At 39.0% G+C, this 21,360-nt stretch carries 16 protein-coding genes; 3 read left to right on the top strand and 13 right to left on the bottom strand.

The genetic code is table 11. The features are described from left to right. Positions 1-61: 61 nt before the first annotated feature. Entirely contained in the window at positions 62-3,196 is a 3,135-nt protein-coding gene (locus P3J6_RS00160) for an efflux RND transporter permease subunit (protein WP_198521950.1), read from the bottom strand. A 21-nt stretch (positions 3,197-3,217) separates the two neighbouring features. Beyond that, complete coding sequence (locus P3J6_RS00155; RefSeq protein WP_198521949.1) at positions 3,218-4,330, bottom strand: efflux RND transporter periplasmic adaptor subunit; 1,113 nt, start codon at positions 4,328-4,330, stop codon at positions 3,218-3,220. A gap of 175 nt (positions 4,331-4,505) precedes the next feature. Between P3J6_RS00155 and P3J6_RS00150 the strand changes: the two genes are divergently transcribed. Next, positions 4,506-4,814, top strand: a complete 309-nt coding sequence (locus tag P3J6_RS00150; RefSeq protein WP_178955050.1) for a hypothetical protein — start codon at positions 4,506-4,508, stop codon at positions 4,812-4,814. A gap of 23 nt (positions 4,815-4,837) precedes the next feature. Here P3J6_RS00150 and P3J6_RS00145 read toward each other — a convergent pair whose 3' ends face one another. The 4 genes from P3J6_RS00145 to P3J6_RS00130 form a co-directional block, all read right to left on the bottom strand. Further along, positions 4,838-5,431 (bottom strand): acyl carrier protein phosphodiesterase, encoded by a 594-nt coding sequence (locus P3J6_RS00145; RefSeq protein ID WP_198521948.1) that lies wholly within the window; start codon positions 5,429-5,431, stop codon positions 4,838-4,840. A gap of 118 nt (positions 5,432-5,549) precedes the next feature. Beyond that, positions 5,550-6,044, bottom strand: coding sequence for a general stress protein (locus tag P3J6_RS00140; protein WP_198521947.1), 495 nt, complete (start codon positions 6,042-6,044; stop codon positions 5,550-5,552). A gap of 528 nt (positions 6,045-6,572) precedes the next feature. Then, on the bottom strand, positions 6,573-7,556 hold the full coding sequence (locus P3J6_RS00135; protein WP_198521946.1) for a DNA topoisomerase IB: 984 nt from the start codon (positions 7,554-7,556) through the stop codon (positions 6,573-6,575). An 87-nt stretch (positions 7,557-7,643) separates the two neighbouring features. Beyond that, positions 7,644-9,710: a catalase gene (locus tag P3J6_RS00130; RefSeq protein ID WP_198521945.1), complete on the bottom strand. Its 2,067-nt coding sequence runs from the start codon at positions 9,708-9,710 to the stop codon at positions 7,644-7,646. A gap of 548 nt (positions 9,711-10,258) precedes the next feature. On the opposite strand from P3J6_RS00130, the gene P3J6_RS00125 reads away from it, so the two are divergent. After that, positions 10,259-10,852 (top strand): alpha-ketoglutarate-dependent dioxygenase AlkB, encoded by a 594-nt coding sequence (locus tag P3J6_RS00125; protein WP_198521944.1) that lies wholly within the window; start codon positions 10,259-10,261, stop codon positions 10,850-10,852. Positions 10,853-10,952: 100 nt separating this feature from the next. Here P3J6_RS00125 and P3J6_RS00120 read toward each other — a convergent pair whose 3' ends face one another. The 4 genes from P3J6_RS00120 to P3J6_RS00105 all read right to left on the bottom strand — a co-directional run bounded on the left by P3J6_RS00120 (position 10,953) and on the right by P3J6_RS00105 (position 16,427). Further along, a complete protein-coding gene (locus P3J6_RS00120; protein WP_198521943.1) occupies positions 10,953-11,714 on the bottom strand; it encodes a substrate-binding periplasmic protein in 762 nt (253 codons plus the stop codon). A 504-nt stretch (positions 11,715-12,218) separates the two neighbouring features. Continuing rightward, positions 12,219-13,079, bottom strand: coding sequence for an HvfC/BufC N-terminal domain-containing protein (locus P3J6_RS00115; protein ID WP_198521942.1), 861 nt, complete (start codon positions 13,077-13,079; stop codon positions 12,219-12,221). Further along, positions 13,076-14,062 (bottom strand): MNIO family bufferin maturase, encoded by a 987-nt coding sequence (gene bufB, locus P3J6_RS00110; protein WP_138608981.1) that lies wholly within the window; start codon positions 14,060-14,062, stop codon positions 13,076-13,078. Before bufB ends, P3J6_RS00115 begins: the two co-directional genes overlap by 4 nt. A 13-nt stretch (positions 14,063-14,075) precedes the next feature. After that, positions 14,076-16,427, bottom strand: a complete 2,352-nt coding sequence (locus P3J6_RS00105) for a ferritin-like domain-containing protein (RefSeq protein ID WP_198521941.1) — start codon at positions 16,425-16,427, stop codon at positions 14,076-14,078. A 424-nt stretch (positions 16,428-16,851) separates the two neighbouring features. Here P3J6_RS00105 and P3J6_RS00100 point away from each other — a divergent pair, with 424 nt between their 5' ends. Then, the gene (locus P3J6_RS00100) at positions 16,852-17,352 is read left to right on the top strand and encodes a hypothetical protein (RefSeq protein WP_138608985.1); all 501 of its coding nucleotides are present in this window, start codon (positions 16,852-16,854) and stop codon (positions 17,350-17,352) included. Positions 17,353-17,751: 399 nt separating this feature from the next. Here the strand turns inward: P3J6_RS00100 and P3J6_RS00095 are convergent, their stop codons facing one another. From P3J6_RS00095 to P3J6_RS00085, 3 genes are all read right to left on the bottom strand, one after another. After that, entirely contained in the window at positions 17,752-19,290 is a 1,539-nt protein-coding gene (locus P3J6_RS00095; protein ID WP_198521940.1) for an Ig-like domain-containing protein, read from the bottom strand. A 376-nt stretch (positions 19,291-19,666) separates the two neighbouring features. Next, positions 19,667-19,939, bottom strand: a complete 273-nt coding sequence (locus tag P3J6_RS00090; RefSeq protein ID WP_232735455.1) for a hypothetical protein — start codon at positions 19,937-19,939, stop codon at positions 19,667-19,669. 97 nt (positions 19,940-20,036) lie between these two features. Next, positions 20,037-21,011 carry a transposase gene (locus P3J6_RS00085; protein WP_198521939.1) on the bottom strand — a complete coding sequence of 325 codons (975 nt, stop codon included), beginning with the start codon at positions 21,009-21,011 and terminating at the stop codon, positions 20,037-20,039. Positions 21,012-21,360 lie beyond the last annotated feature (349 nt).

Here is a 21,360-nt window from a genome sequence, read left to right as displayed (position 1 = left end):
CTAATAGGCTTAAAATTATTATAAAATCTCAATCTTGGGTCTGCTCTAACTCACGCTGAGTTTATTTTTTATCTGCTTTAACCGGCTTTATTTTAAAGAAAAAAGTATACACAACCGGAACAAACCCTAATGTTAAAATTGTTCCCATAGCAAGACCAAACGCAATCGTGCTTGCTTGACCATAAAACAAAACATCTTTAGATAAAATAAGTGGCATTAAGCCTATTATCGTTGTGCAAGTAGACATCAAAATAGGTCGTAAACGCCTTAAAGAGGCATTGATTACCGCCTCAAAGTTTTGTTGATTAGACTGCTCTGTGGTTTGTTGCTCTAAGCACTCTATCTGTTTACGTTCAATATTTATTCGATCTATCAGAATCACCGCATTATTAATGATAATACCGGCAAGCGCATATAAACCTAAAATAACCATAAACCCAAAGTTTGCTTGCATAACCAACAAACCAAAAGCAGCACCAATGATAATTAGGGGTACGGTTAAAAATACAATACTAGTGGCACGATAAGAGCGAAATTGCGCAATGATAATAAACACCATAATGGCAATACACAGCGGTAAATTAGCTAAAATTGCAGCTTGCGATTCCGCGGAGTCTCCAACTACACCGTCATATTCTATTTCATAACCAGGTGGTAATTTCTCTCGTATTTTATCAAGCTTCTCTTCAAGTAAGGGCACCATACTTTGCGCCGACATTATTTGATTTTTAGCTTGTACTGTTACGGTACGAAATAAATTTTCACGCGCAATTCGGGCAAACTGAGTCTCATAGCGAATATCAGCCACTTGCATTAAAGGAACACTGACGCCTTTAGCAGAAGAATAAATACTAACACTGTTGATTCGATCTAAATCGTATCGCTCACTGTCTTGCGCCCTTAATACAATAGGGAATATATCATCACCTTCACGAAACTCGGATATTATGCGTCCAGAAAAATAGGTTTCTAACGCTTGGGCAACATCATTTGAGCTAATTCCGGCACGACGAGCATTTTGCTGATTAACCTCAAGTTTAAGTGTCGTAATGCGGTTTTCCCAATCGCTTTTAATATCAAACGTGCCATCTACATTTCGCAACAAAGTTTTAATTTCATCGCTAACAGAATAAATATAATCACTATCAGGACCTTTAACTTGAATCTCTATTAGTGAAGAATCAGATGGCCCTAAGAACATTTTCGTAACACGCCCCATCACACCAGGAAAATCTTGAGCAAACATCTCACGCACTCTCTTTAATGTAGGATCGGCGAACTTTCGTTCACCTACATCAATCATAAAAAATGCTTTTGAAGGTTCGGGGTCGATAGGTGTAAGTGATAAAACAAACCGAGGACCACCAAATCCAGCATAGGCCGCATATTTTTCAATATGTGGAAAGTGTTCTTTATCATCCAAGTTTTTTGAAATAGCCTGCACCGTTGCGTCAGTTTCACGCATTGAAGTACCCGCAGGCATATCAAGGTACACTAAAATTTGTGCTCGATCAGAATCTGGAAAAAACTTTGCAGGCACTAGACTCATAGCCCAGCCACCGACCAAAAATAGCCCTAAAATAACAACAACAAACGCAATACGTGCACGCATAATTTGTCGTAACGCTTTTTCGTAAAGCGGGGTGAGGCTATCAAAAAAGCGATTAATTTTACGTCGAACAATATTTTGCTTTTGCCTCGTTTCTTTTTTAACAAAGCGATGACATAAATAAGTAGTAAATGTCAGGCTTAGCGCCCAAGAAGTAAGTAATGCAATTAGCACCACCAAGGAGATCGAGCGCGTATATTCACCGGCACTACTTTGTGCCAACATAAGGGGTAAAAACACAAGAATAGTTGTTAATGATGAAGTTAAAGACGGTATCGCAAGAGTGCCTGAAGTGTTACGAATAGCATCATCACGCGTTTCGCCATCTTCGATACGCTTTTTAAAATCTTCAGCCATTATTATGCCATCATCAACCAAAAGACCAAGCGCAATAATTAAAGTAGCTAGCGACATACGCTCTAATGGAATACCCATAAAGTTCATAACTGAAAGCGTGATTAAAATCGCTGCTGGCACAATCGAGCCCACAATCAGACCAGTGCGTAAGCCTAAAAACATCACTACCACAACTGATACTATAACGATGGTTTGCAAAACACTAAAAGTCACACCAAATACGGCATCTTCAACCACATCGGCTTGGCGCGTAATATTTTTTAATTGATAGCCTGCAGGAATAGTTTGATTAATTTGCGCTATCATCGCTTCTATTTTAGGAGTGAACTTAAGCACATCCGCTTGTTCATCCTTAGATATGGCAAAAATAATGGCTTGGCGATTATTGTAATAACTTGTTCTTGATGGGGGATCGACCACTTTACGGCTTATTTTAGCAATATCGCGCAGCAATATTGTTTCAGGCTGGTTAGGCACACTGATAAGTGTATTTCTAATATCGGCAAGGTTTTGGTAATTTCCTGAAGGTTGAATAATAAAGTTTTTGCCATTGGCGTCAATAACCCCACTAGGGCGTATAATATTTTGGTTTTTTAAAGCACCAATTAATTGGTCAGGTGCAATACCCAGTTGAGCGAGCTTAGCATTTTCAATTTCAATAAAAATACGCTCTTGTTGAATGCCCAAAATATCAATTTTTTTAGTGCCCTCAACTTGATGCAGCATATCAGCAATGTGTTGCGCCACATCTTGGCGATCGCCCATACTGTAGGCAGGATCAGCAATAAGTGCCACTGTTAATACGGCAACATCACCAAAATCATCGTTTACTACATAAGGCAATGTCCCATTGGGTAAGTCATCACGCACTGCGTTTATTTGATCGCGCAGTTTATCCCATTGTTGATCAAACTCACTTTGCTCAACACTTTGCTTAAGCTCAGCGTGAATAATAGAACGACCAGGGATAGATACTGAGCGAATTTCGGCAATACTGGGCATTTCACGAATAGCTTCTTCGAGTGTTTTAGTGATCAACAACTCTACTTTTTTTGCGCTCATCCCCGGATAAGCGGTTGTGACAACAGCTTCACGAATTTTTATTTTAGGATCTTCTTGCTTTGGTAGTTGATAATAACTAAAGGCGCCAAATAACATAAGGCCAAAAACAATAGCTAACATAAGGCGATTATGATCAAGAGCAAGCTCTGAAATAGTAGGGATCTTCATCGTTTAAATCTCCGTAGCGGGTTATGGATTAAGGCGCTTAATTTCGCCTTCGATAAGCGTTACTTTTTGCCCATCGTGTAAAAAAGCCATTCCCGCGTTAACAATTTGTTCCCCCTCTTTTAAATCTCCTTTAATTTGCGCTTTTTGCGCAAAAAATTTCATTACATCCACTGTTGTTTTTTGTAAAACGTAGCCAGCTGGTTGTGAGTCAGCTTGCGCTGTTGTTATCAGTTTAAAAACAAAGTGTTGGTTATTTTCTTTTGCCATGATTGCACTTACAGGCACCATAAAACCATCGCTTTCTCCCTGCTGTTGTTTAAATTGCACTTCTGCACTCATACCCGTTCTGATACCTGCGATATCATTAGCTGAGATTTTTAAAATAATAGGAAAAGCATTCGCTCCTTGAGCAGCTGAGCCAATTTCTTTAATTTTGGCATTCAACGATTTATCTAAAGCTGAAATAGTTACCTTTGCCGGTTTATCAATAGTTAACGAGGAGAGAAGCCCTTCAGGCGCAAGCGCTGAGACTTCAAAACTTTCTTTACCTTGGATTAAAAGTGCCGAGATATTAGGGCTGACTTGTTGCGAAGGTTCAATATTACGTTTTGAGATAGTCCCAGCATAGGGCGCAATTAACGTGGTATCTTTTAACTCTTCTCTTGCCATCGCTAGTCGCACTTGAGCAATATCGACTTTATCCTTGGCGCTCTCATATTGCGACTTTGCTAAATCGTATTGCGCGCCAGACACCGCACCATCATCAACCAGTGACGCTTTACGTTCAAAATCCTGCTTAACATTTAGCATCGTAGCCTTTGCATTAGAGACCTGTCCTTTGGCCTCTTGCACTGCCAATAAATATTTTGTTTGTTCCAGCCTAGCTAACGGCTCACCTTCTTTAAAAGGCTCACCAATTTCAAAAAAAACGTCTTCGACCTTTCCGCTAACCTCAAATGTTAAAGTGGCTGTGTTAGCAGGTTGGATAACACCTGATAAAATACGACTATCAAACGATTTAGTTTTATTTAACTCAATGGCAGAAACAGGTTTTAATTTTTGCTCAGAAACTTGCTCTTCAGAGCACCCTGACAACATAAAAATAATAACTAAAAAAACAACTATATGATTCATAATTTCCCTTGATAAATAGTGTATTCAAACCGATTGAACTACTAAACTAACCACAACCAGTCTTCACTATGAGCCATCTAATTTAAAGTATGGCTAAGATTGTTATCACCCTGAAAGCTTGGGTATAATGTATTATTCCGGCTGTATTCTTAGCCTCTAAATTGGATCTTCTCCCATGAAAAAACTATCTGCTGTGCAAGTTAAACAACAAGCACTCGTCCTCAATGTTGCTGACAAAATAGAAGAGCAAGGCCGTGCTGAAATTCCAGGTATGCTGCAGTGCTGGTTTGATGTGGAATATCATTTATTTCCGGGCTCTTTACTAATGTGTTTTCAGTTTGAAAACCAACAGGCACTAACTTCGGCAAAGCCTGAGTTATTAAAATGGCAAAAGCGCTTAAGCGGTGCCATGCTAAAAAAAGGCGTAATTTTAAAAGATATGCGTAAACATTTAGTATTTACCTTAAAAGGACCAGACGACTAAACCACTTATTTTGTAAGCGCACTCTACTTTGGTGCGCTTTCCAAATTAAACTCATTAACGTGTTCAATTAGCTCAGGAAAAAACGCTAAAAACAGTCCATCTAGCTCACTATAATGTCGGGTTATATCTTCAGCGGTGCCTGCAAAATTATTAGTAAAGCGAATCCGTTTAGCAATATTATCAAGCGCCCGCCCAACCCCATCAACGCTTTCATACTCTTTAAACCAATCGTTTTGCATCATACTGGTTACTACATGTTGCATTCGAGTAGGCATTACAGGTATACGCTTTTCCAAAAGCCCATAACTGGTGTGCTTAAAATCAATTAATGATTGGTTATTAAACTGCTGCCAATGCGCAATCAGAAAATGATCAAACACCACATCTATAGCCACGCCAGCAAAGCGCCTGCGCTTGGGTGAAAAAAGCTGTTTTGCCTCTTTAACTAAAGGGTGTGCGTCAGTAAATTTATCCACTAAATAATGATTATCAAGCGCGTTTTTAACGCTTGTAGGTATATGCGTTAGCTGCCGTTGACCACCAAAATCTCCCAGTAAGTTGCCAAAATGAGAATCAGCAGTAGGCTTTGCTAGATAAAGGTGGGCTAAATAATTCATTGGTTGCCAATATAGATTAATATACCAAACTCAGATAGTTTTAAAATCAAACGCGTAAAAAGATGGAACGCAGTTCCACCTTTTTACTTTTTAGATACTTATAGTGCATTCTAAAATATTACGCTTTTGAAACCTTGCTTGCACCAGCATTATCAAGAATCTCTTCAATACTATTTTTGTTATCGCTGTTATATTTAACACCGACGAGTATTGAACCCTTCTCAATTGCGTTTTCATAATACTTAATTTCATGTTCTGGAATAAATGCGCCGATTGCTGCACCTAAAGTCCCACCAACGGCAGCACCTGCACCACCAGCTGCAAGTGCTGAAACCAAAGGACCTGCAACTAATAAGCCGGCACCACCCGAAGCGACTGCACCAACAGCGGTAAAACCACCAATAATTGCAGCTAACATGCCACCAGATGCAGCGCCCAGCAAACCGCCCTCTGCAGCTTTGGTACCTTCATCTACAGCAAAGTCTTCCTTTGTATACGAGTCGTTAGCGACAATGCTTATATCCGCCTCACTTACACCTAAAGCTTCTAATCTATAAATGGCTAATGTTGCTTGTGATGCATTATCGAATAACCCAGTAATAACAGTACTCATAATAACTCCTTTATTTGTTTAAGAAAGTACGCTTAGTAATTAGCAATATTCAAACCAAAGTTTTAATCCTTTAAAATCAGAGAGGTAAATAACAAAGCAGAGTAAAACTCTAGGTTTTAAAGTAAAAGTTGCTAGAAGTTGTAAAAAGTTCACACACATAGGTATCACTCAAGCAATTGAAATATGAGTAGAATTACAAAGAGATTAGGGACTGTTGACCTTTGCGGATTAAAATTTGTTCAAACTAGGGGCGATTTAATCGCGGCGCTAGGTTTGTAACCTAGTAGGCTCGATAACTGCTCCTGCGTTATTCTACTGGCTTACATCCATGTAAGAATAAGTAAAAACCGAGTAACAAGGACTTAATTGCCCCTAGGCTGAACCCTTCGGGCAACGCCGGTTTTCCATTGATGCGGCGTTATCACCTATTTATGGGGAATAACCACACCACATAGGCTCTGCCTTGCCTAAATACCAAACAGACTGCTGAAAATTCAACCTTGAAATATCAACAGACCCTAAAAGTTATTAGCATTGTTCTTCTAAAAATATCAACAATCCACGTTCATAGCGACTCAGGTACTTAGTCTTACGGGGTAGTTTGTCTAAGTTATTAAAGTCCTTTAGAGCTTCCTTACCTCCTTTACACAGCTCAATCAACTTTGGATGAATATATGAATTACGAGCTATTGCTGGGGTATTCCCTAAATTACTTGAAACGCTACCTAACATATCTTTAAGCGAAAGCTGGCCGTTTGATTTATGTAAGACTTCAAATGCCAAAACACTGGCCCGCCATGTTCTAAAATGTTTTGCACTAAACTGCTCACCCATAACACTTTGAATAAACTCATTCACTTCTTTGGAGGTAACATCACAACACTCGCCTTCATCGATATATTGGAATAAGCTCTGCCCAGGCAAATCTTGCAACTGCTGTATGATAGAGCTAAGCACTTTATCTGTTATGTTCACTTCTCTTTGCTTACCGGATTTTGCTTTATATTTTAAGCGAATATTTTTACCCGTTAGTTTTGCATGCCGGCTACGTAATGTCGTAGCACCAAAACTATTGTTATGTTTGGCATTTTTTTTAGAACCAACGCGCAGAGCTCCAAGGTCCATTAAACGTACAACAGCTGCGATTGTGCGCTGGTAATTAAGCTCATTACCTCGCAAATATTCCGATAGTTTTGCTCTTAACAAAGGCAGTTTATTTCCAAATAAAACACATGCTTCAAACTTTTTAAGCTCTTGCTGCTCTCTAAACTCGGGATGATAAAAGTATTGCTTGCGGCCTTTGTTGTCGTAGCCAGTAGCTAAAATATGCCCATTTTCTTCTGGGCATAACCATACATCTTTGTATGCGGGGGGAAAAGCGAGACTGTCTAACCGCTCTATTTCATCTTTATCATGTATTTTCTTTCCTGCAGGATCATAATAAACCCATTGGTTTTCATGCCTCTTACGAGTTATGCCCGGCAAGTTATCATCGACATAAATTAGTTTCATTTTATTCCTTTAAATTTTTGTAATCCTCAAATCAAACGGTGCCATCAATAACAAGGGCTAGTTCTCACTAGCCCCAATTTGTGCGATTTATCGGCTCCAATACCTAAGATTACGAATTTTTGAGACAAACTCACTTGCGGAAATTTTATTTAAATCCAACCAGCCATCATCAAGCTGTCCATTTAAACCAGTAGCCTCGATTAAAGGAGTTGCTTTATCACTAAAGCCGATATACTTCATATGTGCATAAGCATCACTGACAAAATCTTTCGCCTCCGGTATTTCAGCAAACTTTTTAGCGCCTTCATTAGTGGTAAGCAGAACTATTGCGTCGTAAAGCACCGAAGGACCGCCATTAATAACTTGATCGGCCTCAATAATCTCGCCATTACTATTTTTAGCACCACCAACTTGAGCCGCAATAATTTCATAACTTGCACCTTCCTCTTTAAGGCTTTGTGTTAATAAATTAAAGGTTTCAGCATCAAAACCATCACTTACTAATATACCAAGCTTCCTGCCTTTAAATGTATTTGGCGCATTTTTTAAAATACTTAGCGCATCAGATACTGGTAAATCATGACGGGTATCAAGCGCCGCTTCTGCGGCATCTGGCATAGTTTGTAAACCTAAACCCAATGCAACTTGCTCAGCAAGCTTGTTATCAATATTTAACAGATGAGAAACCACACGTTCTCTGATACGTAAATGCTCTACTTTAGATAACTCAAAAATTAAAGCATCTTGGATATGCGTTTGCTCAACGTCAGTTTGACTTAAATAGAATTGGCGCGCTTGGCTGTAGTGATCACTAAATGTTTCTGAGCGATAGCGTAATTTACCCCCGCCAGTTTCAGATTCTGAGCTTTTGAATCCGTGTACAGGGCACTCTCGCGGATTGTTTTCATCCCCGCTGAATGAATTTGGTTCGTAATTAACCCGGCCTTTGGGGTTCTGCATTGCCATGTGGCCATCTTGAAGAAAGTGTCTCATCGGGCATTTTGGTGCATTAACAGGAATTTGTGTGAAATTAGGGCCACCTAACCGCTTGGTTTGTGTATCTAGGTACGAAAAATTACGGCCTTGCAATAAAGGATCGGGAGTAAAATCAAGCCCAGGCACTATATTTTGAGTACAAAATGCAACCTGTTCGGTTTCTGCGAAGAAGTTGTCTACGACTCGATTGAGTACCATTTTACCAATAACTTTAACTGGTACTTGCTCTTCGGGTATCAGTTTAGTGGCATCAAAAACATCGAACTCGAACTCTTCAGCAAATTTTTGATCAAATACTTGAATGCCCAGCTCCCATTCCGGATAGTCACCATTATTAATTGATTCCCACATATCACGACGATGAAAATCAGGATCAGCGCCATTTAATTTCAATGCCTCATTCCAAACCACTGACTGCATACCGCCTTTAGGTTTCCAGTGGAACTTAACAAATTTTTCTTCACCTTGTGCATTAATAAACTTAAAAGTATGAACGCCAAATCCTTCCATAAACCTTAATGAGCGCGGGATAGCTCTATCTGACATTGCCCACATAACCATGTGCATGGATTCTGGCGACAAACTTACAAAATCCCAAAAATTATCGTGGGCTGTTTGCGCTTGTGGAAAACCACGATCTGGTTCTGCTTTTGCGCTATGTATAAGGTCGGGAAACTTCATCGCGTCTTGAATGAAAAAAACTGGGATATTATTGCCTACCAGATCCCAATTACCTTCCTGCGTATAAAACTTAACGGCAAAACCTCGCACATCACGTGCTAAATCAGGCGAGCCCTGATTACCCGCCACTGTTGAAAAGCGTGCAAAAACAGGTGTTTTTTCACCTTTACGTTGAAAAATATCAGCAGAAGTCAAATCATCTAAAGCATCATACGTTTCAAAGTAACCATGTGCACCATACCCTCTTGCGTGAACAACTCGCTCAGGAATTCGCTCGTGATCAAAGTGAAACAACTTTTCTCGTAACACATGATCTTCCAATAGTCCTGGTCCGCGTTGACCTGCTTTTAATGAATTTTGATTATCACTGATAGGGCAACCTTGTGCGGTTGTCATTACGGGGTGATCTTCATTAGCTTTTTGATGAAGCTCTCCTGCATGTCCTTTATTATTTGCATACTTAAATGACTCTGCCATAACTTTTCTTCCTTAAATGATTTTTTTGATTGCTATATTTTTAAAGGGTTAAAAAACAATAACCAAGCAAAAAAAAGACCACCTATAAATATCTTTAAAATCAATTATTAAGAAAGAAATAAAAATATTTCACCAATATAAACTATAAAAATTACACAGCTAATGTAAGCTTTCCTCAAAGCATCATTTTATTAAATTACTAAGCAATCAGCTTGTTCTTATTTTCATTATTACTGTATTTTTAAGTTAATCAAAGTTGAGCATGGTTCAACTGTGACACTGTAAATACTGGTAACCCACCATCACTTAAACACAGAGTCTATGGCCTTATCGCCTTAATGGTTTATTGTTTTAATTTACAAAATATCTTTTTATAAACAGCCGGAAGAGCAACAAAGCTCAACGCAAGGCGCCTTAATCGGGCTTGCACTCGTTGATGAACTTGTATTAACGCCGCAAGGCACGGCTGATGAGGAGTCTAAACACTTCAACTCTTCAAAATACTGATATGCTTATATTCATATTTGAGTGTAGCTGAGATAAAAACCATGAAATTACCACTGTCTTGTGATGCCCATTATTACTCACACTTCATGTCTACAGCGCAAAGTGAAACGCTTTTTAAGTGGCTGAGGAGCAACTATGATCTCGAAGAGCCTGAGGTTATAGATTTCCCCGATGGATCACAAAAACATATTTTACCGTGGCGAATGATTTTTTTAGACTCACAACTTGCTAAATCGGGTAGTTTCTCCTTGCATCATGGCAGACAAACAAAGAGTTTCCCCCTGCTTGAAGAGTTACGTCAGCAAATCACTGAACGCACCGGTTGTAATTTGGCTGTCGCGGTATGTTTGTACTACCCCAATGGGCAAGAAAGCTTAGGCTTTCATAGTGACTTACCCGCATTTGGCTCTACAGATGTGATTGCTTCAATCAGTATTGGGGCTCAGCGAGAATTTTTAATTCGCTCAAAAACCATCACACATGAACGCTATAATATCACGTTAGAAAATGGCTCTTTATTGCTGATGGGCAAAGGCTTTCAAGATAATTATGAACATGCAATTGCCAAAGGTGATAACACAATAGGACCTAGATTTAATATCTCTTTTAGACGCTTTGGTAATAGCAAAGTATAAGTAGCTCAGTGAAAAAGTGTAAAGTAAGTGAAGGAATCATCCATTAGACAATTTCGCTCATCTACTGACTTTAAAGCGATTGAAAATAGATAAGGTATGCCTACTTTCTATCAATACTAGACAAAAACATACTTTCAGGTACTTTATTTTTAGTCATAACTTTATGGTATATACCGTCGTTTATACCTAAATCAATTGCTTTATTTACTACAATCATTGCGTTCAAACTTTTAGTAATGTCTTTTGCAAATGCAACATGAATTGAACGTTTCTCAATAACGTCAGAATCAAATGATATTTCGTTTTTAAATTCAATTAATTCATTACTTAACAAGTATTCACCATAACTCTGCGACATAATAAGACGGTCTACTTTTTGATTATAAAGTAGTTTAAACCCTTGTTGAGCAGTGGCAACTTCTAACAACTCATAAGTATGATAACCTTTTAATATTTTGTCATGTACACCTAAACGAACACTCGCAATAACATTTTCTTCGCCTTTTCTATCTTTATGATAAAAAGCACCAAATGCCCCCATACCAATTGGGTTTGACAATACCGCCCACTGCTCTCTTCCTGGTAGATTAGCCGCTAAAAATAGACCGTCAGCTTTTCCTGACTGAGTATAATAGTTTGCTCTTGCCCAAGGTAAAACAATGGCATCCACCTCATACCCCAATTTAGCTAAGCTTTGATTTAAAAATTGCCAACTCGCACGATAGATTGGGTAATTTTCCTGCAGCATTTTTTCATGATCATGGCCAACTGCAAACGTAATGGTTTTATCTTTTTCGCTGGCATTTAACAAGCCGATATTAAAGCAGAAAATGCAAAAAAGAATGAGAGTTCTACGAATCATAGTAATCTCTTTTTGAAGGTGAATTTTTAAATTATATAAGATTTAAAAATAAAAGTTATATTTAAAGTGCTTGCTAATAACATAATAGGCATAAGCTATTTCAGTAAGGGGCCGCCCTTTAGTCTGTATCGATTAATTACACCCTAAATTTCACAAAAACGGGAAGTGAATTTATCACTATGTTTCAATAATCTGCCTGCAATCAGTCACCCCTAAAAAATTACGTAAGGCCTCTAATAAAGAGCTTAACTGTATTTTCAGTTGGTGCCCCATTTAATTGTTGGGTTGAAATAAAACACTTGAACTCTGTGAATAAAAAATCAAGGAAAAACCGCGACCAACTTGCGCGGTATTTTACAATTTTGAACCCCTTTGTGGTTTTACTAAATACAGCCTCAAATCCCAATAAAAGGAGAAACTAAAGGCAGATGCAAGCCATAACGGTAAAACCAGCCCAACACCGTTCAGCAAGCCGAGGAATAAGAAACTCACCAAAGGTGATAATTAATTTTTGTGTAGCGTAAACAGTCCTATATTCACGGCACTAGGGATCCAAATAGCTAATTGAGACTTTAATACTTGTGTTTCTATATTCATTTTATCTGAACAATAGGCGACAGCCTCTTTGTAACAATGCTGATCTTTTTTTAGCTGAAGCAAGAAATCGGTTTGCCAGTCGTTTAACATAGTGACTTTTAAGCGGTATTGGTGGCGTGATATGGCAATATACGTTTGCTCTGGTGTGGGCACAAGAGATGACTTACCTTGCTCAAGCTCAGCGACTAAAGGCAGTAAAGGATAATCGCTTTGAATAAGCTGTACGGACTCAGGTACTGCTATTATAAAGTCTTGCGCAATACCGCAAAGTAGCTCAATTTCGCTAATGGACAAAACTTTGTGTGCTGTTTCAGGCCCTGGCTTCAAAAGTGTTAATGCTTTTGCTCTTTCAAATTTAGCTAGTTCTGCGGGTAGACAAAACATAGCTTGCTGATGCGGGCTAAAATCGCCTGTGGGTTTTGTGTGCGCTAAAAAATCAGCGAAGCGCGAGCCTAGCTGGTGCATAGTCCAAGACTCCGATGGCAAGGTGACAATAAAAGCTTTAGCGAAGGTATCAAATACTTCCTTACCCATGAACTGGCAAAGTAGTGCAAACTCCCCCCTAAGGCACTCGACTAAACGCATCACATAACCTGCAGCATAGATGTCGACCCTTCGCATGGCATTAAGGGTGCCACTGCTTTTAACACACTTATATAAAGTTAAGCCTTGTGAAGCAGCAGTATTAAGCTTTTGTGGCAAATCACCTCGCACCATTAAAACGGTGCTAAGCCACTGCTGGGTTTGTATTAAGTCTGGTGTTTTCATTGATCTAACTCTACTCGCTTAGACATGGTGTGGCGTGCCGCATCTAAACGCTCGTTAACTATGGGGGTTGAAAGCGCGTTAGTGTTAATAATCGTATTTTGTTCCGGGATATGACCTGCTAGTACCAGCTTTGCTTTGTTTAACTCTCCAACCAGCTCAGAAAAACTGGGAATATTGGCATCCCACTCAAGTAAGGTCGAAGTCCCCCCAGTTAAGCGCTGCGCCAATTGGTAAAGCTGCCAAACCTTATAGGGGACAGGCTGGTCATGAGTGTCTATCAAACAGTCTCCACAATCACTAGGGCCTGCAAGGTGTATTTGAACAATGTGATCGAGGGGTAATTGGCGAATAAATTGCTCGGCGTCAAAACCATGATTAAAACTACTAACAAAAACATTATTTACATCCAATAACATACCGCATCCTGTTGCTTTGACGAGCTCACAAAAAAACGCGCTTTCAGTGAAAGTAGAGTGTTGAAATTCAAGATAAGTTGACGGGTTTTCAAGCACTAAAGGCCTCTCTAAAAAGTCTTGTACTTGATCAACGCGGTCAATAACGTGCTGTAAACTTTCATCAGTTAGCGGCATTGGTAGCAAGTCGTGACTATTTAAACCAGCAAGACCTGTCCAGCATAGATGATCAGAAATAAGTTGAGGGTTAACAAACTCACCTAACTCTTTGAGCTTGCGTAAGTATTCAAAGTTAATTGGATCGCTACTACCAATATTCATTGATACGCCATGCATAACTAGCGGGTATTGTTCCTTTAATTTATCGAGCACATACCTACCATATCCGTGGTTATCTATATAGTTTTCACTGATAATTTCAAACCAATCAACACCAAGTGATGTATCGTGTTCCAAATGGGACATAATATAAGGATAATGCTGACTTCTGAGGCCAACACCAAACCCAAGATCAGTTAGCTTTTCGATAGCGGACGCAGCAAAATCCTGCGTCCGAGTTAGATTTGTCATACGCTCTTTCCTATCAAGTTGAAGGAGGAAGTGCTAAACGAATATCTGAAGGCATTGGCTGCTCAGGCGGTTTACCGTTATCATCCAACAAGCCATTAGCATTACTGTAAGCTTGCCAAGCAATGTTGTATACAGCGTCACCTTTTTTATAAGGCATTAATACGCACTCATCTGACTTATCACTGAGAGCGGCTTGGCTTTTTGGGTAAGTATAATCTATTGCTGAGAAGCTGTTATCTTTAAGGTTAAACTTAAATAACTGCATATCGTATTCTTGGTCATCACCTGAAAGCTTCGGGAAAAGTTGAGACGCCGAAATAGGTACTGCACAACCGCCCAAGTTATTACACTTATTATCGGCTGGTGCACTTTTTGGCCCGCTCGATACACTGCCACCACAGCTGCCACCTGGCGTTGTGCTATGCACAAAACCACAACCTCCCTGCGCTTTACAATCATTACTACCTTTACAGCTGTGATATACCTCAGGAGGTGGTAAATCATTAGTGCCGATGTTGTTATAACTCATTCCTTGGCAAGCATGATAAAGCGTGTCCGCACTTTGTGGGTCGATACCGCTCACTAAATCTGGCGCTATTCCTGTAGTTGCCCAGCAGATCGAAATTCTATCTCCAGAACCTCCCATTGCTGGACCCGGAAACTCCTCAGTTTTACCCGACCAATAGCGATCTAGCGCTGTTGTGAGACCTTTAATTGTACCTACTGCTGAACTACTAAATAATTGGTGAGTGTCATTAATATTAGTCGTGAGCCGCAGATTATTGAGCGCTTGCACTACGCTTGCTACCTCTGGGAGTTGCGGATTAGTCGCATGTGCTATATCGCCCCCTTTGGGATCTAATAATTCACAGCTCCAAGTGTTGCCATCAGCAAACCATGTAGGCCATGTCATGTAGCGTTCACTAGAGTTTGATGAAGGGGATTCAAAGTCAACGATCAGCTTCAGCGTATCGGTGAAAATTTGAAAGTGATCTTTATATTTATTGGTGATCCGTGCACATGCTGAGCCTGATATAGGATCTTCACTGCAGCTTGCTGGGTAATCCGCTTTTAATGCATCAGCGCTTGGTTGGAACTTTTCTGCGACTGTACTCGGGTGAGCATCGTTTGATGGCGACTCCTTAGAAGCAAGAAAGTTTTGCGCCCATATCTCATTAGCCCAACGTTTACAAAGCATGTCAGCCACACCATCACCCTCACCTTGATCCGTAATGGCATTCACATTGTTCATTAAGGCTTCTTTGAGAGCTGTATGATCTGAATTTACGTTGAGCGAACCCATAATGCCCGGAAATTGTGCTTGATATTCATCATTTCCAGGGCGCTCATTGAAGTAGTCGCGCTGACTAGCCTCGCAGGTAGGCTGAATAGCTGCGTAATCTAACAAACTAGTTCCATCGTCATATTGGATCTGAATATAATCCCAATAACTTAAGTACATGTGCCCAATTGAACCAAATAGCGGCAAGTCACTTTCCTTGTAATTCGGTTTCCACCAGTCATATGGGGCTTGTTCAAAGTATTTTGGTCGTTGTGTATCTGCGTTTGGTTTTAAAAACTCTGGTTGAATAATTTTGTGAGCATTTTCTTCAGTCTCTTCTATCAACATAAATAGCAGCGTTTGCTCTTTACTGAGTTCTGTTGCATTAACACGTAAATCTTGTAGCGTTTTATTGGGAAAAATTTGTTTGAAATAAGCTTGAACCGCAGGGCTCAATTTAGATAAATCGGTAGTACAGTCCGCAAAGTTCAAAATATGTGGAATGCTACTTTTGTTGTTGTAGCACTTCCAACCATATTTTTCGTCAATTAACGCCTGACTAGTAAAGCTCGGTGTGAGGCCCAATTTACTTGCCATATTTGAGGCCAGTTGTAGATGCAGCATTTCTTCAATAAAAACACTATATACCCCGTTGAACACTTGTTGATTAACAGACAGTTCATATTTTTTGGCTGGTTTATTTGCATCATCACTGTTTCCAGCTGAGGTGTCGGTGTCAAACAAAGCAGTTAAGTTAACATCATACTGATTACGTCTTATTTCAGGAATGTAACCAGCCGTAGGACCAAGCCCTGGCCAATAACGGCCGGGATACAGTTTCGACGAGTCTGTAATTTGGTGTGTCCCTTGAATCGAATAGAGGCCGCTCATATAAAGCGGGATTGTAAATAATTCGACGTTAATTGCAGCCTGTGCAATTGCTCTCAGACAAGATAAATCAGCCGCTTTATACTTGCTATCACGCACTTTAATTTTTTGCTTTTGCGCACTGCTGAGAAGAATATTAGCATCAATTTCTGTATCTACTGCTACCGACGGGCCCGTTTTGTTTTGCACATTCATAATTTGCTCCTTTGTGACGGTGAACGTTGTGCAATATCGCTGGCTTAAATAAAAATAAGTTAGGATCTTGGTTGGTTATCCAAGACACCTTAAAGATTTAAGCTAGTTGATTTAGGTGAGCGATGGACACTCTTTATAAAGATAGCTGAAGACAAGCGTAAAAATATTACACAGCATTACATAACGCTATAAATGCATGTGTTGCTAGAAGTAAAAATAGAAAAAAGCATAGGGTCACTAATAATTGCAACCCTGACGAGTTTTTGTATTGAGTTTTTAATCGACCTTCCTAATTACACTCAATTGAGTATTGGGTGTAATAATTTGTAATAGATATCTTAAATCATCCAACCTAACATTTTATTAACAACGAATTTTATGTTGTTTGACAATGAAATAGATATTTACAATGGAGAAATAAATTATGGGTACCGATACTAATTTTAATATTGATGTTAATCAGCTAATTACTAGTGTTTTTGGTAGCAATAAAGATCGCAACGATTTGGCTGTTGGTATAAGGAATGCTACAAAATCAACAATAAGTGTAGATTACTATATTGACCATGGTAGTTTACGAGATGTTGACGGTGGCAACAAAATTAACCCTGGGGAGCTTTGGGAAGCAGGTGTTCATGCTAAAGGTGCGGGTTCAAATATTACTATGAGCATTGAAATTTCAGGTAATAAATCTGGTTGGGCAATTATGTCCGCAACACCAGTAAATAAACAGAACTATTTTAAAGTACAGCATAGTAAAACGCCTTATAGTAGCTCTAAAGATGCATATAAAGCGGCTGATAAAACAAAAAAACACTACTCTGATGATGGCATTTACGATGAAAGTCATAACGGGTATACGGCAGTAATAAGTATGACTGGTGAAAGCCCTGCTGCCTGCACCATTGTTATCGAAGATAACTAATTTTAAATTTATTTGTTATTAGGCAGTGTATATACACTGCCAGAAACAGGACTGATATTGGTAGTAAACGATGACGGAGACCAAGGGCCTTACTTAATCATCAATGATGCTAAAAATATCTAAATTCATAGGGCGTTCTTTACCCAAGCCATAGCGCGTATTCTCACCAATCGAGGCCATTACTAGGTCCATAGCCATATTTAAATTGGTTTAAAAAGTAGGGGCGTTTGGCTTTTAGAATAAAAAGGTCAAGAAAACACAGCAGCCTGCTTGACCGGAACTTTATAATGGATGATCACTTTGCTCTACATCGCTAGACGCTTAATTTTTAATTAATAAGGTAAATCAGCAATAAAAAAGGGCTCTGTGAGCCCTTTAAATCAGTTTTATGGATATAAATTATTGCGGAATATATTGATATATGGCTTTACCATAATAATTGGTATAAGCGCCACCAACCGACAGCAGAGTATTACCATAGGCAACCGTTTTAAAATCACGTAAATAATAGCTAGTCGTATCTTGCACCTCAACCGCAAACGGATTAGCGGTAAGCGTTTTCCATTGCATTAAATCAAAATCAAATTCCACAAAGTTTTTTGCACTTAACAGGTATAACGTATTACCTATAAGTGTAGTGTCATAATAAACACCGGCTTCAAAATCAGGAATTAACTCTGAATTTAAAACACTTTGTGTAGCAACATCAAATTGACTTAACAGTAATTGCTCGTATTGACGTTGGATAACAAAAAGCGCATCACCTTTGCTAAAACAATGCTGTATTTCATTCAAACTCTCAGGTAGTTCTGTTGCTTGCCAGCTGTTATCCACTGTATTTAAACGATTAAGGCGTTGCTGTTGACCATTTTTAGAAAACGCAATGACCTCATCATTAAATGAACAACTCGCTTGTAGCGGATTAATAAACGGCGCAAAGGTAGGTGCTGCAAACGTCTGCCAGGTTTTTTCTTGTGTATCATACACTTCCATATTAGCTTGTGCATTTGCCCCACTTGCACACGCCTCGGTGCCACCAAAGAGATAAAGCTTTTTATCAACAAGTTCTGATTGATAATAATAACGACTCGATTGCGGTGAGCTCAGTTTTTGCCAGCTATTTTGTGCTATATCCCAATGTGACAACCTCGGAGCGCTCGGTTCGGCACTTGAACATAAAGAAGCAGCAGCAATCGCAAAGTTATGTGTCACTGCATACAGATCATCACTGGTTGACTGAACATTTAAATGCGTACCTTCAAAGCCCGGTAAATCACCGAGTTTAACCCAAGATAATGCAATCACTTCAATATCAAATGCAGGTAAAGCAGCTTCAAATTCACCATCTGAGACACGAATAACAATACCACTGGTTTTACCTGCATGCTGATTTGAAGGCATACCACTTAATACCCCAGTTACAGTATCAAACGTCGCCCAATCAGGTTTATTGTCAATACTAAAACTCAATTGCTCAGAATCAATATCTGAAGCCGCGGCAGCAAAATGATACGTTTCATTAGCTTGCACAGTAGCAGCAGGAGTTCCTGTAATTACTGGCGCATCGTTAACAGCCGCAAGGGTAATATTAACTTTTACCGTGCTACTTTCTTTAATGCCTTTTTTTAGTTTAAAGCTAAAGGTATCGTCACCAAATTGGTCTGCCACCGGCACGTAGCTTAAATTTGGATATATACCCGATATCTCACCAAGCGTAGGTTGTTCTACTAATTCTAAAACTATGGCCTCAGCGCCATCAGGGACTTTATTGGCATTAATGACTATAGCTGATGGGCTATCTTCCTTGCCCGTAACCGTCATTAATGGCTGGATCTCAAACACACTTTGGACTACAGTCGGTGTGCTTTTTTTATCAGAACCCCCACAGCCAGTTAACAATACAGCCGATATAGCTAAACTTAAAATTTTGATTTTCATAATATAAAACCACTTCCTATGTGAAAAGTAATCTAATGGGCCTTCCGTTCCTCATCTTTGCCATACCATTGACGAGCAATGAACAACAAAAGGATAGAACCTCATTAAATACTAAAGTTTTTTTAGGTACAAGAATTCATGTCAATCCATTGTAAATAAATGTATAAAAAAACTGCAAAAATCACGAAAACCAAAAATCAAATGAAACCAAATGGAAAACCAAATGGGGTCAAATCTTAAAACCAAATGGGGTCAAATCTTGACTTCAAACCAAATGGGGTCAAATCTTGACTTCAAACCACAAACCAAATGGGGTCAAATCTTGACTTCAGACATCAAACAATCTTGCAGCTTGTCCAATTGAAACCAAATGGGGTCAAATCTTGACTTCAGACATCAAACAATCTTGCAGCTTGTCCAATTGTAATTTAACCTTTTTATCTTCAACAATTAATGTATTCAACCTACCGACAGCTTTCGATATTGCCGAATAGTGTTCAACATTAAAAACATCTGCTAGAGCCTGCAAATTTAATCCCGTTAAATCCTGGCACAATTTAATAGCAAACCAACGGGGTAAGTTTTTCTCTTTGCGCCCCTTTTTAACCATTACTATATCATCTACTTCAACACTAAAACCAAAAACCAAATGGGGTCAAATCTTGACTTCAGACATCAAACAATCTCGAAGTTTTCCGTATTGTAATTTAACCTTTTTATCTTCAACCATTAAAAACCAAATGGGGTCAAATCTTGACTTCAGACATCAAACAATCTCGAAGTTTTCCGTATTGTAATTTAACCTTTTTATCTTCAACCATTAATGTATTCAACCTACCGACAGCTTTCGATATTGCCGAATAGTGTTCAACATTAAAAACATCTGCTAAAGCCTGCAAATTTAATCCTGTTAAATCTTGGCATAATTTAATAGCAAACCAGCGTGGTAAATTTTTCTCTTTTCGCCCCTTTTTAACCGCTATAATCTCATCAACTTCAACATTAAAGTATTGAGCTAAGTAAGCTATAACATCATCTGCTGAGTGCTTTTTACTAACAAGCTTGCTTTCGCTATCTGACTTGGCAATATAGTCTTTTATGTTTTCAATAAAGTCCTCACTACCCAAAACCGACAATAACTTTTTAGCACTATAAAAAGCGCTTATTTCTTTATTGTTTTCAAATTCAACAAACTGTTTATAAGCAGCATATTTACGCTTTTTGCCTTGCAGCGAAAATATAAAATCTCGGACGAGCCATTTCGGTGTCGCTCCTCTTTTAATAAAAGCTGAATAGCTAGACCATTTATACTTAGCAAGCTCTTCTACCAACGGTGTGTTCGTTTCAATTGGGTTACGGTGAATGTACCGACTAACATGTAATAAATAGTTATCTGCATCCACAAGCACCGCTTTGTAGCGCCCTCTAAACAACGCACCATCTGTGTTATGTGTTCGATTAAAGTATTGGGTATAAAGGCCATTAATATGCTTCATGGCTCTGCCTAAATTTGCATCGGGGGTTTTGATTAGCAGGTGGTAATGATTGGTCATTAAACAATATGAATGCACTTCAATATTAAAGCGAAGGCTTGCTTGCTCAATGCAATATAAAAAACACTTAAAGTCGTCATCGCTCAAGAAGGTATTTTCACGCCCTCTCCCACGATTCATCACATGATAAAACGCATTCTCATACTCTATTCGCAGCGGCCTAGACATAGTAATTCACTCAATGAGTAGTAAACTATAAATCTAGACCTTTGATGTCTGAAGTCAAGATTTGACCCCTTTCGTTCATGTTGGCTACAGTTTTATAGTCTTGAAATTAGTAACGGGATTTCGATTCGCAAGTGGTTGTGACTGGTCATTAAACAGAACAATACACATAAATATTAAACGAAGGCTTGCTCAATATAATATAAAAAAGACTTAAAGCCATCATCATTCAAAAAGGTGTTTGCATGCCCTCTTCCACGATTAATTACGTGATAAAACGCATTTTCATACTCTATTCGTAGCGGCCTAGATATAGCGATTCACTCAAAAAGCTGTAAACTATAAATCTAGA

It is taken from the genome of Pseudoalteromonas sp. 3J6 (assembly GCF_903995135.1).
Taxonomy (GTDB): Bacteria; Pseudomonadota; Gammaproteobacteria; order Enterobacterales; family Alteromonadaceae; genus Pseudoalteromonas.
The sequence above is the reverse complement of the archived record's forward strand: the minus strand, read 5'-3'. Positions and strand labels throughout refer to the sequence as shown.

Bases quoted from the DNA above. Each gene is read 5' to 3' on its own strand.
- P3J6_RS00160 (WP_198521950.1), bottom strand. From the start codon at position 3,196: ATGAAGATCCCTACTATTTCAGAGCTTGCTCTTGATCATAATCGCCTT.
- P3J6_RS00155 (WP_198521949.1), bottom strand. From the start codon at position 4,330: ATGAATCATATAGTTGTTTTTTTAGTTATTATTTTTATGTTGTCAGGG.
- P3J6_RS00150 (WP_178955050.1), top strand. From the start codon at position 4,506: ATGAAAAAACTATCTGCTGTGCAAGTTAAACAACAAGCACTCGTCCTC.
- P3J6_RS00145 (WP_198521948.1), bottom strand. From the start codon at position 5,431: ATGAATTATTTAGCCCACCTTTATCTAGCAAAGCCTACTGCTGATTCT.
- P3J6_RS00140 (WP_198521947.1), bottom strand. From the start codon at position 6,044: ATGAGTACTGTTATTACTGGGTTATTCGATAATGCATCACAAGCAACA.
- P3J6_RS00135 (WP_198521946.1), bottom strand. From the start codon at position 7,556: ATGAAACTAATTTATGTCGATGATAACTTGCCGGGCATAACTCGTAAG.
- P3J6_RS00130 (WP_198521945.1), bottom strand. From the start codon at position 9,710: ATGGCAGAGTCATTTAAGTATGCAAATAATAAAGGACATGCAGGAGAG.
- P3J6_RS00125 (WP_198521944.1), top strand. From the start codon at position 10,259: ATGAAATTACCACTGTCTTGTGATGCCCATTATTACTCACACTTCATG.
- P3J6_RS00120 (WP_198521943.1), bottom strand. From the start codon at position 11,714: ATGATTCGTAGAACTCTCATTCTTTTTTGCATTTTCTGCTTTAATATC.
- P3J6_RS00115 (WP_198521942.1), bottom strand. From the start codon at position 13,079: ATGAAAACACCAGACTTAATACAAACCCAGCAGTGGCTTAGCACCGTT.
- bufB (WP_138608981.1), bottom strand. From the start codon at position 14,062: ATGACAAATCTAACTCGGACGCAGGATTTTGCTGCGTCCGCTATCGAA.
- P3J6_RS00105 (WP_198521941.1), bottom strand. From the start codon at position 16,427: ATGAATGTGCAAAACAAAACGGGCCCGTCGGTAGCAGTAGATACAGAA.
- P3J6_RS00100 (WP_138608985.1), top strand. From the start codon at position 16,852: ATGGGTACCGATACTAATTTTAATATTGATGTTAATCAGCTAATTACT.
- P3J6_RS00095 (WP_198521940.1), bottom strand. From the start codon at position 19,290: ATGAAAATCAAAATTTTAAGTTTAGCTATATCGGCTGTATTGTTAACT.
- P3J6_RS00085 (WP_198521939.1), bottom strand. From the start codon at position 21,011: ATGTCTAGGCCGCTGCGAATAGAGTATGAGAATGCGTTTTATCATGTG.